This is a genomic window from Streptomyces incanus (assembly GCF_042656345.1).
GTDB classification, from domain to species: Bacteria; Actinomycetota; Actinomycetes; order Streptomycetales; family Streptomycetaceae; genus Streptomyces; species Streptomyces incanus.
Map to the genome: position 1 here is coordinate 1 of NZ_JBHSPC010000079.1, position 12701 is coordinate 12701.

Here is a 12701-nt window from a genome sequence, read left to right on the forward strand (position 1 = left end):
AGCACGGCGCGGAAAAATCATCGGTCAGGCCACACTGCCGCAGTAAATATCGGATTTACTGCGGCGGAGCCTCTACCGTGATCATCGCGACCTGCAGCGGGTTCTCCGGCCGTCGCAGGCGAGGTGTACGCATTTACTGCGGTAGTACTGGAAGGGCGGGACAGGGGTGACGATCGAACCAGTGACCGAACTCGGGACTGGGGACGCGCTCCGCCTGCCGCGCGCCCGGGTGATGCCGCTTTCCGCCCCGCCCTCGTCGTATGCTGCTGCGGTCGAGCGGTACCTCACCGGTGCGGGCATCGCGAAGTCCTCCGCGCGGATCTACCGGATCTCGCTGACGACGTGGGGGTGGATGCTCGCCGGCGAACCGGCACCGACCGGACCCGCCCGCCGGGGCGCGAAGCCGCCCGTCTTCCCCGTCACCGCGATCGACGGCCCGGCGCTGCCGGAAGTGCTGGCCGAGCTGGCGGCGGCGCGGGCGGAGGCGATGGACGCCGACACCGCCAACCGGGAACTGTCCATCGCGCGCAAGGCGATCGGCTGGTGGCAGCGTCAGGGCTGGATCGAATCCGATCCCACGATCGGCATCGAGCGGCGACCGGCACCGCCCGACCGCACCAAGGCCCTGGCCAAGAACCAGATCGCCGCCCTGTGGCGCCTGGACGTCGCGCTGCGGGAGAAGACGCAGTGGAAGATGCTCTACGAGTCCGCCGTGCGGGCCGACGAGGTGTTGTGCCTCAACGTGGAAGACCTCTACCCGCAGGACAAGCGCGGCAGGATCACCGCCAAGGGCGGGGCGACCGAGTGGATTCACTGGCAGTCCGGCACCGCCCAGCTGCTGCCCCGCCTCATCGCCCGCCGCACCCGCGGCCCGCTGTTCCTCACCGACCGCAAGGCCCCGGCCGGAACACCGACGCTCGACGTGTGTCCAGAGACCGGCCGGGCCCGGCTCTCCTACCGCCGGGCCGAAGAGATCTTCGAGGAGAACACCCGGCTGCTGGCCAACCCCCTTGCCTCACCCGAAGACATCGAGGACCTGGATGGCTGGACCCTCCACCGGCTCCGCCACAGCGCCCTGACGCATGACGCCGAGGACGGTACGTCCACCCCGATGCTGCTGGCCCGCTCTCGCCACGCCTCCGTCCGCTCCCTGGAGCGGTACGCCCGTCCCGGCGTCGACGCGGTCGCCCGACACGTCGCGGAACGCGACCCCGCCGCACGTCGCCGCGCGTGACACCCGCCGTTTGCGGCTGGTGACAGCGTTCTTACCGGCACCCCGACTCGTCGTTCAGCAGCGGGTGGGCGGAGCCGGAGTACGCGGCGGTCGCCTTGAACACGCCGGGGTGCCGGGCGGCGTACTGCAGGGCGCCCTGGCCACCCATCGACAGCCCGGCGACGACACGGTTGCGGCCGGCGGCCCAGTCCCGTTCCAGGAGCTGCCGCAGCTCGACGGTGTGGAAGGTCTCCCACCCCGGGTCGCCGCCCTGGCCGTGGTTCCACCAGTCGCTGTACCAGCCGTTCCAGCCGGCCTCCGGTATCACCACGAGCACGTCGTCGCGCAGGCTGCCGATCCCGGCGACATCGGTGAGGCTCGTCCACGAGGTGTAGTCGCCGCAGCAGCCGTGCAACAGCCAGAGGGTCGGCCAGTGCTGACGCCGGTCACCGGGGTCCCAGCCGTCGGGGGTGAGGAGCCGCACCTTGACGGTCCGGCCGCCCAGGGCCTTTGATCTCACCGACAGGTCGACCTGCCGCTCGGCGACCCGGGTGACCGCGACGACCTCGGCCCCGCCTCGCGACTTCGTGGACCGTGCGGTGTCGGCAGCCCCGTCCACGGCGACGGTGGGTGCGCCGGTGGCCAGCGCCGGTGCGGTCGGCGCGAGAACGACGAGCAGCAGTACCGCGAGGATGAGCGGGACGCGGGCTCGACGGGGCAGGACGGCGGTCACGTTCGCGATCACGGCGGCTCCCTGCGGTTCGGTTCCTCGCTGCATGAACGGTGCGACCGGGCTGGGGCGGTGCCTGCCGGGCAGGATCGTCGACCGTGGCCCCGCCTCATGGTGACACCCCCGCGGACGGCCCGACAGTGCACGACCGCCCGTGGGGGCGGTCGGTGTCTCTCCTGCTCTTCACTCCATCCACTTGCCGGCCGGAAGCAGTTGAGCGACGGAAACGAGCGCCCCACGACGGCCGGTCGGCCCCTTTTCCGCGTCGCCGGTCACGAGAGCGCGTGTCCTTGCCGTCACGCGATCGTTGATCTTCACGTCGAACCAGCCGGGACGGCCACCTCCTGACTGCGGAAACCGGGCGACAACGCCTCGACACCATCGGTCCTGGCATTCGCCACCGTCGCTGTTCACCTTGCCACTGCGCCCCAGTAGGTGGCCTCGTACGAGCCGGGGCGCCCCGACGAGCACCGGAGTACGCTACGTGAAGAACCGCTCACGCGCCGCCCTGTCCGCCCTGACCCTGGCCTTGACCGCCGCGCTGTCCCCGGCGCCCGCGACCGCCGCGACCACCGCGACCGAGGAGCATCACCGGGCGGAACCAGCGGCCCCGCGTCCGGCCCCCTGCACCGGCGCGTACCAGGGCGACGCCCGGCTGGGCCCGGAGACCCTCCCCCGCCCCTGGGAGGCCCCGGTGGGACCACTGCTGAGGAACTACCAGCGCACCGGCGGCCTCTCCCCGAGCGCGTTCCTGGCCAAGTACTGGAAGGACGAGGACCCTGAGGGACCGGCGGGATGGAAGTACCCGCCCAACGACGGATTCGCGGAGGTCAACGGGGAGGCCGACAAGCACGTGGAGCTCCTGGAGCCGGGTGAGGACCTGGACCGCTTCGGCTCCGAGTACGGCTCCTACCTCGCCCCCGTCGGCGACCCCTACGCCAAACGGGCGCTGCCGCCGCAGAACCTCAACACCCGTGAACCGGCCTACCCGTGCGACTACCACCGCTACACCGTCACACAGCCCTTCGCCGTCTGGCAGGGCGGCATCGCCCCCTGGTTCGAACAGCCCGGCGGCGGACAGCAGATCAAGCTCGACCCCGCTCTGCTCAACCCGGGCGACGGCGAGCGCCTGAACGTCGCATGGCTCCTGGACCACGGCTACCTCGCTCACGCGGCGGGCTGATCCGGGCCCGCCGGTGAACCGCAGTATTCTGCACACCGTCCTGCGCGCCCTGGGCGTGCGGGACGGCCACTACTACATCGAGGGCGTGCACGAGCCCTCTCCCCTGCCCACCGACTTCCTCTACCTGCGCCGTTCCCGTACGGCCCCGGGCATGTGGGAGACCGGCGCCTACGAACGGGGCACCTGGGAGATCGTCTCCCAGCACGCGCGGGAGGAGTCGGCCTGCGCACACCTCCTGCGACTACTGACCGGAACCGGAAACCCGCCCTCGGGTGGGAGCGTCCCGTAGGGCGCCCCCACAGGGCCTTGACGACGCAGGTGACGAACGTGTTCGGCCGGGAGCCACCCCGGCCGAGGCGTGGCCGGGCCGGGGTGACGAGGAGGGCTGCCGCGGTTACCCCTTCTGCTCCACCCTCACCCAGTCCACCTCCGCCCGGACTCCCCCGGCGGCGATGCGGTCCACGCTCGACCGGGGAAGGCCCCAGTAGGGGGTGGTGACCTTGTTCCAGCCGGCCGGGTAGGCCCCGCCCAGTGCCAGGTTGAGGATGACGTACTGGGTGTGGTCGAAGACCCACTGGCCGCGGGTCGACTCGAGTTTGTTGCGGGTGGTCTCCTGGACGAGGCGGTCGTCGACGTGGAAGCGCATGCCGGTCGGGGTCCACTCGACCGCGTAGGTGTGCCACTGGTCGGCCCGGCCGCCGCCCGGGTAGGTCTGGCGTTCGCCGATGTTGCCCTCGGCGGAGTAGCCGGGGCCGTGCAGTCCTGTGCTGGTCCAGTCGCCGTAGCCGATGTTCTCCATGATGTCGGTCTCGCCGGAGGCGGGCCAGGAGACCGTCGGGTCGTCGACGTTGCTGCCCAGGAGCCAGAACGCGGGCCAGAAGCCGTCGCCGACCGGGAGCTTCATGCGTGCGCTGACCCTGCCGTAGGTGAAGTCGAACCTGGTGTTGGTGTCGATGCGGCCGGACGTGAAGTCGTAGGTGCCGCCGCCTGCGCGGGTGCAGCCCTTGCAGTGCTTGGCCTCCAGGACCAGGTTGCCGTTCTCCGTGCGGATGTTGTCCGTGGAGTCGACGTATGCCTGCGACTCGCCGTTGACCGGGCCCATCTCCGTGCCGGTGCGGACCACCCGCCATGTGGAGCGGTCGAGGGAGGGGGTGGTGAAGTCGTCGAAGAAGGTGGTGCGGTACGTGCCGGACTGGTCGGCGGGGAGGGCGGGGTACGCCGCGGTCGCGCTGCCGCCGGTGCCCCAGACCTGGAACTCGTAGAGGGAGTAGCCGAACTGGGCTGTGGCCGGGGCGGGGTTGTAGAAGGAGCGGCGCTCCTTGCCGAGCATGCGGACGTAGCGGCCGGTGGCGGGCTGCGCGAGTCTCACCGTGTCGTGCCTGCCGGTTGCCTCGGCCGGTGGTTTCACGTCGGCGCGGCGGGCCGCGGCCTCGGACGCGGAGGGGCAGTGGACCGTGCGCCAGGTGCGGTTGTCGTCGGAGATCTGGAGTTCGTAGTCGACCGCGTACGCGGCTTCCCAGTAGAGGTCGATCGTGTCGATGGTCGAGCGGGCGCCGAGGTCGACCGAGACCCAGCGGTCGGCGTTCCAGTCGCTGGACCAGCGGGTCCGGTCGGCCTTGAGGTCGGTGGGCCAGCCGCCGTCCGTCACGAACGCCGGCGAGTTGCCCGCGTGTTGGTAGAGGTTCGTGTAGGCGGGGTGATTGAGTGCCAGGTTCGCGCGGGTGGTCGAGGCCGGGGTCGGTTCGCCGCCGTGGACCTTGAAGGAGTAGAGGGAGTAGCCCCACGGGGTGGCGCGTTCCACGCCGCGCATCCGGACGTAGCGGCCGGTCACCTCCTGGGGGTACGTGTGGGCCGTGACGGAGCCTCCGGTGCCCGCGGTCTCGGTGTAGAACGGGGTCCAGTCCGTGCCGTTCCTCGAGACCTCCAGCACGTAGCGCTTGCCGTAGGCCGCCTCCCAGTCCAGGGTGACCCGGCCGATGCGGAGGGTGGCGCCCAGGTCGACCCGGATCCAGGCGTTGTCCGTGAAGTCGCTGGACCAGCGGGTCGAGCCGTTGCCGTCGGTGGCCCGGCCGGGGCCGACGTCCGGATTCTCGCTGCCGGAGGCGGTGACGGCGGACGGGTCGGACGCGTACGCGGTGGCCGCGCGGTCGTCGTCCCAGGCGGCTGCCGCCGGCGCGGCCGGTTGCGGGGCGGGGGCTTGGGGGGCGGCGAAGGCCGGGCCCGCGGACAGGACGACGGCCGTGGTGAGGGCGGTCAAAAGGGTGCGGGCAGTACGGGGAGTGCGGGATAGCATACGGCTCTCCTTGGGGAGTGTGGGGGCGCCGGCTCCCTGACTTGCGTACCTGTACGTGCGTGTACGTGCGTGTACGTGCGTATACGTGCGTGTACGTGCGTGTACGTCCCTCTGCGTACGTGTGCTGTCGGTGGGCGCGAGGTCCCGTGCTCGCGCCCACCGGGTCTGCGACGGATGCCGCCGGGCGGCAGGCCCCCTAGGCGGCCCGCCGGGCTTCGCCCTGGTGGCCGCGGATGATGTCCGCGTACCGGTGGCCGGAGCCCTTGATGGTGCGGGTCTGGGTGGCGTAGTCGACGTGGACGAGGCCGAAGCGTTTGTCGTAGCCGTAGGCCCACTCGAAGTTGTCCAGCAGGGACCAGGCGAAGTAGCCGGCCAGCGGGGCCCCCTTGCGGGCGGCGGAGGCGCAGGCGGCGAGGTGCCGCTCCAGGTAGTCCTGGCGCTCCGGGTCGTCGATCACGCCGTCGGGGCGGACCAGGTCGGGGAAGGCGGAACCGTTCTCGGTGACGTAGAGCTTGCGGGCGCCGTACTCGTTCGTCAGGCGCAGGAGCAGGGTCTCGAGGCCGCTCGCGTCGATCTCCCAGTCCATGCCGGTGCGCGGGACGCCGCCGCGGCGGACGGCGGCGGCGTGCGGGGCCGGGCCGTCGGGGTCGGCCGCCACCACCTGGGGGAAGTAGTAGTTGAGGCCGAGCCAGTCGAGCGGGGCCGCGATGGTCTCCATGTCACCGGGCCGCTCCGGAAGTTCCACGCCGTAGACCTCCCGCATGTCGTCCGGGAAGCCACGGCCGTGGACGGGGTCGAGCCACCAGCGGTTGGTGTGGCCGTCCATGCGGGCGGCGGCGGCCCGGTCCTCGGGGCTGTCGGTGGCGGCGTGGATCGTGGAGAGGTTGTTGACGATGCCCACCTGGGCGTCGGGGGCGGCGGCACGGATGGCTCGCGCGGCGAGGCCGTGGCCGAGGAGCAGGTGGTAGGAGGCGCGGACGGCCGCCGTCAGGTCCGTCCAGCCCGGGGCCATCTTGCCTTCCAGGTGGCCGATCCACGCCGAGCACAGGGGCTCGTTGAGGGTCACCCAGTGGTGCACCCGGTCGCCGAGGCGTTCGGCGACCGCCGAGGCGTACGCGGCGAAGTGCTCGGCGGTGTCGCGCTCCGGCCAACCGCCGCGGTCCTGGAGGATCTGGGGCAGGTCCCAGTGGTAGAGCGTGACGGACGGGGTGATGCCGGCCTGGAGCAGGCCGTCGATCAACTCGTCGTAGAAGTCCAGGCCCTTCGCGTTCACGGGGCCGTCGCCGCTGGGGACGACACGCGGCCAGGCAATGGACAGGCGGTAGGCGTTGGTGCCGAGGCGGCGCATCAGGTCGATGTCCTCGCGCCAGCGGTGGTAGTGGTCGCAGGCGATGTCGCCGTGGTGGCCGTTGTCGATAGCGCCCGGCGTGCGCGAGAAGGTGTCCCAGATCGACGGCGAACGGCCGTCCTCCGCCACGGCCCCCTCGATCTGGTACGCCGAGGTGGCCGTGCCCCACAGGAAGTCCTCGGGGAGGGCGGCATGGTCGATGGCCACGGAAGTCCTTTCAGGTGCGGGGGAGTCGGTCACTTGACGGCTCCTGCCGTCAGGCCGGCGACGAGGTAGCGCTGCAGGAGCAGGAAGCCCGCGACCACGGGGATGCTCACCACGAGCGAGGCCGCCATGATCTGGTTCCAGTACACGTCGTTGAGGGTGGAGTAACCCTGGAGGCCGACGGCGAGGGTGCGGGTGGTGTCGTTGGTCATGACGGAGGCGAACAGGACTTCGCCCCAGGCCGTCATGAAGGCGTAGACGGCAACCGCGACGATGCCGGGGATCGCGGCCGGCACGACGACCCGGAAGAGCGCGCCGAGCGGGCCGCAGCCGTCGACCAGCGCGGCCTCGTCCAGGTCCCGCGGCACCGAGTCGAAGTACCCGATCAGCATCCAGATGGAGAACGGGAGGGAGAACGTCAGATACGTCAGGATCAGGCCGCCGCGCGAGCCGAACAGGGCGATGCCCGTGGCGTTGCCGATGTTGACGTAGATGAGGAACAGCGGGAGGAGGAAGAGGATGCCGGGGAACATCTGCGTCGACAGCACGGTCACGGTGAAGACGCGCTTGCCGCGGAAGGTGTAGCGGCTCACCGCGTAGGCGGAGAAGACCGCGATCACCACCGAGCAGACGGTCGCCGCGCCCGCCACGATCAGCGAGTTCACGAAGTACCGGGCGAGCGGCACCGTGGACCAGATGTCGACGTACGGGCGGAGGGTCACCTCGCTCGGCAGCCAGCGGAACGTGCCGGTGACGTCCGCGAGCGGCTTCAGCGAGCTGGAGATCATGACGTACACCGGGAGCATCACGAAGCCGGTGAGCAGGGTGAGGAAGATCCGCCGGGACCACAGGAACGAGCGGGGCGGGGCCATGGGCGACGCCGGGGATGCCGGGGAGGCGGGCGGTGCCGGGGACACCCGGGTCGCCGTCGGTGAACTAGCCATGTGACGGCCTCCGTCGGCGCGAGGTGAGGACGAGGTACACGCCCGTCACGACGAGCAGGAACAGCAGGAGCAGGACGGACATCGCGGAGCCGGTGCCGAAGTTCCAGGTGACGAAGGACGCCTGGTAGATGTGGACCGAGATGAGGTCCGCGGCTTCGGGGGCGGTTCTGCCGAACAGGACGAACGGCGTGTTGAAGTCGTTGAACGTCCACAGGAACAGGACCAGCACCAGTACCTGGTTGACCGGGCGCAGCGACGGCAGGGTGATGCGACGGACCTGCTGGATCATCCCGGCGCCGTCGAGGGCGGCTGCCTCGTACAGCTCGCGGGGGATGTTCTGCAGGCCGGCCATGACGATGAGGAAGGCGAACGGCCAGCCCTTCCACACGGAGACGGTCAGCAGCGCGACGAAGCTGTTGTCGCCGATCAGCCAGAAGGACGGCTTGTCGGTGAGGCCGAGCTGGTCGTGCAGGACGTGGTTCACCAGGCCGTTGTCGTGCTGGAACATGAACACCCAGGTGATGACGGCCGCGTAGACCGGCAGGGCGTACGGCACCAGGAACAGGGCGCGCAGCAGGCCGCGGCCTCGGAAGGTGTCCTGCATGTAGATCGCGGCGGCGGTGCCGACGAGCCAGCACAGGCCGACCGACAGCACGGTGAAGGCGAGGGTGACGAAGAAGGAGTGGAGCAGGGCCGCACCGACCGGGGCGTCGAAGTCCACCGACACCTTGTAGTTGTCGAGGCCGGCCCAGGGGGCGGTGCCCCAGTCGCGGATGTAGAACTGCGTGAGCTCCTTGAAGCTCATCACGATGCCGATCACCATCGGCACCAGGTGGACGAGGAGTTCGAGGAGGAGGGCGGGCAGGAGGAGCAGGTACGGCAGTCCGATGCGGCGGATCCGCCCGGTGCGGCGGCGGGGGCCGCGCTCCGCACCGGGGGAGCCCTTCCGCGCGGCGGCCTCTGCTGTGGGAGCAGTGGCGGTCATGGCGGTGTTCGGGCTCACTTCTTGGGCATCTGCTGCTGGGCCTTGGTGAGTGCGGCCTTCACCGATGCGGTGGTCACCTCGCGGCCGCCGGCGGCATCCGCGAACAGGTCCTTGACGGCCGTACCGACGGCGGTCTCGAACTGGGACTCGTCGGGGACCTGCGGGAGGGCCACGGCGCTCTTGGCGAGGGTGTCCTTCAGGACGGCGTTGGCCGGGGAGTTGAAGGCGGCGTCCTCCTGGGCCGCCCTGACCGGTGGGATGGAGCTGTACGCCGTGTTGAGGATCTTCTGCTCGGCATCGCTGGTCATGAACTTCACGAACTCGGTGGCGCCGTCGACGTTGTCGCTGTTCTTGAAAACGGCGAGGTTGATGCCGGCGACCATCGAATTGACCTGCTCGCCTGTTCCCGGGGTGCCGGACTGCACGGGCACGGGGGCGATGCCGTAGGAATCGTCCGCCATGCCCTGGGACTTGAGGTTGGCGGAGGCGGACTGCCAGAGCAGCATCGCCGTCTTGCCCTTGGCGAAGTCGCTGACGGACTGGTTCTGGGCGTACTCGGCGTTGCCCGGAGCGATGATCCTGTCCTTGGCCATGAGGTCGACGTACTGCTTGACCGCGGTGACGGCACCGTCGTTGGTGAAGTCGGGCTTGCCGTCGGCGGTGAAGAAGTCGGCGCCGTGCTGCTTGGCGAAGACGAAGGTGTGGTGGATGTTCTCGGAGGGGTTCGAACCCTCCATGGCTATCCCCCACTTGCCGTCCTTGGAGACCTTCTTGCCGGCGGCGACCAGCTCGTCCCAGGTGGCGGGGGGCGCGTCGATGCCGGCGTCGGCGAGCATCTGCTTGTTGTAGTAGAGGGCGTACGCCATCGAGTACAGCGGGACCGCGGCCGGGTCCTGGCCCTCGACGCCGGTGGAGCCGAGCGCGGAGTCGACGAAACGGTCCTTGCCGCCGATCCTGTCGAAGTTCTTCGCGTCCCACGGCAGCAGCGCGCCCGTCGCCTGGAGCGAGGCGGACCAGGTGTTGCCGATGTTCAGCACGTCCGGGCCCTGGCCGGAGGTGGTCGCGGTGAGGATCCGGTTCAGCAGGTCGGACCAGGGCACCACCTCCAGCTTGACCTTGATGCCGGTCTGCTTCTCGAACTTGTCCAGCTCGGGCCGGAGCACCTTCTTGTCGATCTCGACGCTGGCGCCCTGGTTGGAGGCCCAGTAAGTGAGCTCCTTGGGCGAGTCGTTGGACCCGCCGCCCGTGCTCGATCCGCCTCCGCAGGCCGTGGCGGCGAGTGCGAGAGACAGGGTGACGGCGCCTGTGGCCGCGGCTCGGATGCTGCGCATGGCTCCTGATGTGCCTTTCCGGGAGGGCGGGGGCAGGGAGGGGAGAAGGGGGGTGAGGCCGGTGACTCATGACTTAATTTAGGACGTGAGTTAAACCCTCCGAAGGGAGGACGTCAAGGGTTTGGACGGAGTCGCCCAACTCTCGCCGCGCCTCTTGACGCATCTGTTCCACGGATGAACCATCAGCGGCGAGAGAGCGCTCCCACCTCCCCCACACCGTTCACTTCCTGAACCAGGAGAGCCCCCATGTCCTCCGACTCCCCCTCCGCCCAGCCATCCGCCGACGGCCCCCGCCCCGCCGTCCGCCGCCGGGCCGTTCTCGGAGCCGCGGCCGCCGCACCCGTGCTGGCGGCACTGAGCACCACGGCCTCCGCCGCACCGGCCGCGCCGGCCGCCCCCTCGGCCGCGGTGAACCCCAGGAAGCCGCGTCGGCTGCGGGCCGGTGGCGACCTCGGTCCGAACGTGATCGTCTTCGACCCGTCCACGCCGGGCATCCAGGCGAAGCTGGACGAGGTGTTCGCCCGGCAGGAGTCGGCACAGTTCGGCACCGGCCGCTACCAACTCCTGTTCAAGCCGGGCATCTACCACGAACTCAACGCCCAGATAGGCTTCTACACCTCGATCTCGGGTCTCGGCCTGTCCCCCGACGACACGACCATCCACGGCGATGTGACGGTCGACGCCGGCTGGTTCGAAGGCAACGCCACGCAGAACTTCTGGCGTTCGGCGGAGAACCTGGCCCTCGTCCCGGTCAGCGGCACCAACCGCTGGGCGGTCGCCCAGGCCGCACCCTTCCGCCGGATGCACATACGCGGCGGCCTCAACCTCGCGCCCGCCGGCTACGGCTGGGCCAGCGGCGGCTACATCGCGGACAGCCGGATCGACGGCACGGTCGGCCCGTACTCGCAGCAGCAGTGGTACACCCGGGACAGTTCGGTCGGCGGCTGGACCAACGCCGTGTGGAACATGGTGTTCTCGGGTGTCGAGGGCGCCCCCGCGCAGAGCTTCCCGGAGCCGCCGTACACCACACTCGACCGGACGCCCCTGTCCCGTGAGAAGCCGTTCCTGTACCTGGACGGCGCCGACTACCGCGTGTTCCTGCCCGCACTGCGGACCAACTCACGCGGCGTCACCTGGGGCAACGGCACCCCCCGCGGCACCTCCCTTCCCCTGGACCGTTTCTACGTCGCCAAGCCCGGCGACTCGGCGGCGACCCTCAACCAGGCGCTCGAGCAGGGTCTCCACCTGCTGCTGACGCCGGGGATCTACCGCGTCGACCAGCCGATCCGGGTGAACCGGGCGGGCACGGTCGTCCTCGGCCTCGGCTACGCCACCCTGATCCCCGGCAACGGCGTCTCCGCCCTGAAGGTCGCCGACGTCGACGGCGTACGGCTGGCCGGTTTCCTGATCGACGCCGGGCCGGTCAACTCGCCGGTATTGCTGGAGGTCGGGCCGAACGGCGCGTCGAGGGACCATTCCCGCGACCCCATCACCGTCCAGGACGTGTTCATCCGGATCGGCGGCGCGGGCCCCGGCAAGGCGACCACCAGCATGGTGGTCAACGCCCGGCACACCATCATCGACCACACCTGGGTCTGGCGCGCCGACCACGGCGACGGCGTCGGCTGGGAGACCAACCGCTGCGACTACGGCGTCGTCGTCAACGGCCACGACGTGCTGGCGACCGGCCTGTTCGTGGAGCACTTCAACAAGTACGACGTGCAGTGGAACGGCGAGTGGGGCCGCACGATCTTCTTCCAGAACGAGAAGGCCTACGACGCGCCGAACCAGGCCGCCGTCCAGAACGGTTCGGTCAAGGGCTACGCGGCGTACAAGGTCGGCGACCGCGTCACCACCCACGAGGGCTGGGGCATGGGCAGTTACTGCTACTACAACGTCAACCCGTCGATCGTGCAGCACCACGGCTTCGCCGCCCCGAACCGGGCGGGCGTCCGTTTCCACCACCTGTTGGTCGTGTCGCTGAGCGGCAACGGGCAGTACGAGTGCGTCATCAACGACACCGGCGCGCCCACCTCGGGCACGAACACCGTGCCGTCGAAGGTGGTGTCCTACCCCTGACCCCGGGGCGCGGTGCACGCTCCGACGAGGATCTCGCCCGCGTGGAGGGCGTGGACCGCGGCGGCCCGGAACAGTTCCTGCTCGTCGACGTGTTCGTGGGGGCCGTGGGAGACGTCCAGGCGGCCGACGCCGCACCCGGACGCGGGGATGTCGAGCCGGTCGTACCAGCGGTCCTCCAGGGTCCCGCCGCACATCTCGAAGGTGGCCGGCTCGTCGCGGACCTCAGCGGCGCAGCGCACCCGGCCAAGCCGAGCCCGGGCTCAGGCGGGTGCGTAGGTCAGGCAGTCGACCTCGGTCTGTTGGTAGCCCACGGTGATGCCGGGGGCGCGGCATTCGAGTGCGGCGTTGTGCCGGCAGTCCGACATCTTGCAGGCGCCGACCCGTCCGGTGC

10 protein-coding genes and 1 pseudogene are annotated in these 12701 nt (G+C 70.3%); 4 read left to right on the forward strand and 7 right to left on the reverse strand.

Translation table 11 applies throughout. The annotated features are described in order from the left end of the window. Positions 1 to 181 precede the first annotated feature (181 nt). Complete coding sequence (locus tag ACFP2V_RS23940; protein WP_381216168.1) at positions 182 to 1234, forward strand: tyrosine-type recombinase/integrase; 1053 nt, start codon at positions 182 to 184, stop codon at positions 1232 to 1234. A gap of 43 nt (positions 1235 to 1277) precedes the next feature. Here ACFP2V_RS23940 and ACFP2V_RS23945 read toward each other — a convergent pair. Beyond that, positions 1278 to 1958 (reverse strand): annotated as a pseudogene (locus ACFP2V_RS23945) (alpha/beta hydrolase); the annotation flags it as partial. 469 nt (positions 1959 to 2427) lie between these two features. On the opposite strand from ACFP2V_RS23945, the gene ACFP2V_RS23950 reads away from it, so the two are divergent. Both ACFP2V_RS23950 and ACFP2V_RS23955 read left to right on the forward strand, forming a co-directional pair. Continuing rightward, entirely contained in the window at positions 2428 to 3126 is a 699-nt protein-coding gene (locus ACFP2V_RS23950) for a TNT domain-containing protein (protein WP_381216171.1), read from the forward strand. Positions 3127 to 3139: 13 nt separating this feature from the next. Then, positions 3140 to 3415 (forward strand): hypothetical protein, encoded by a 276-nt coding sequence (locus tag ACFP2V_RS23955; protein WP_381216174.1) that lies wholly within the window; start codon positions 3140 to 3142, stop codon positions 3413 to 3415. Positions 3416 to 3520: 105 nt separating this feature from the next. On the opposite strand, the gene ACFP2V_RS23960 is transcribed toward ACFP2V_RS23955, so the two are convergent. The 5 genes from ACFP2V_RS23960 to ACFP2V_RS23980 form a co-directional block, all read right to left on the reverse strand. After that, on the reverse strand, positions 3521 to 5419 hold the full coding sequence (locus ACFP2V_RS23960; RefSeq protein ID WP_381216177.1) for a discoidin domain-containing protein: 1899 nt from the start codon (positions 5417 to 5419) through the stop codon (positions 3521 to 3523). A 196-nt stretch (positions 5420 to 5615) separates the two neighbouring features. After that, on the reverse strand, positions 5616 to 6974 hold the full coding sequence (locus ACFP2V_RS23965; protein ID WP_381216179.1) for a GH1 family beta-glucosidase: 1359 nt from the start codon (positions 6972 to 6974) through the stop codon (positions 5616 to 5618). Positions 6975 to 7003: 29 nt separating this feature from the next. Beyond that, positions 7004 to 7843, reverse strand: a complete 840-nt coding sequence (locus tag ACFP2V_RS23970; RefSeq protein ID WP_381216261.1) for a carbohydrate ABC transporter permease — start codon at positions 7841 to 7843, stop codon at positions 7004 to 7006. A gap of 64 nt (positions 7844 to 7907) precedes the next feature. Further along, positions 7908 to 8900, reverse strand: a complete 993-nt coding sequence (locus ACFP2V_RS23975; protein WP_381216265.1) for a carbohydrate ABC transporter permease — start codon at positions 8898 to 8900, stop codon at positions 7908 to 7910. A 14-nt stretch (positions 8901 to 8914) separates the two neighbouring features. Next, complete coding sequence (locus ACFP2V_RS23980) at positions 8915 to 10231, reverse strand: ABC transporter substrate-binding protein (protein ID WP_381216182.1); 1317 nt, start codon at positions 10229 to 10231, stop codon at positions 8915 to 8917. Positions 10232 to 10477: 246 nt separating this feature from the next. Between ACFP2V_RS23980 and ACFP2V_RS23985 the strand changes: the two genes are divergently transcribed. Continuing rightward, positions 10478 to 12310: a coagulation factor 5/8 type domain-containing protein gene (locus tag ACFP2V_RS23985; protein WP_381216185.1), complete on the forward strand. Its 1833-nt coding sequence runs from the start codon at positions 10478 to 10480 to the stop codon at positions 12308 to 12310. On the opposite strand, the gene ACFP2V_RS23990 is transcribed toward ACFP2V_RS23985, so the two are convergent. Next, the gene (locus ACFP2V_RS23990; protein WP_381216188.1) at positions 12301 to 12549 is read right to left on the reverse strand and encodes a hypothetical protein; all 249 of its coding nucleotides are present in this window, start codon (positions 12547 to 12549) and stop codon (positions 12301 to 12303) included. The two genes, ACFP2V_RS23985 and ACFP2V_RS23990, sit on opposite strands and share 10 nt — an antisense overlap. Positions 12550 to 12701 lie beyond the last annotated feature (152 nt).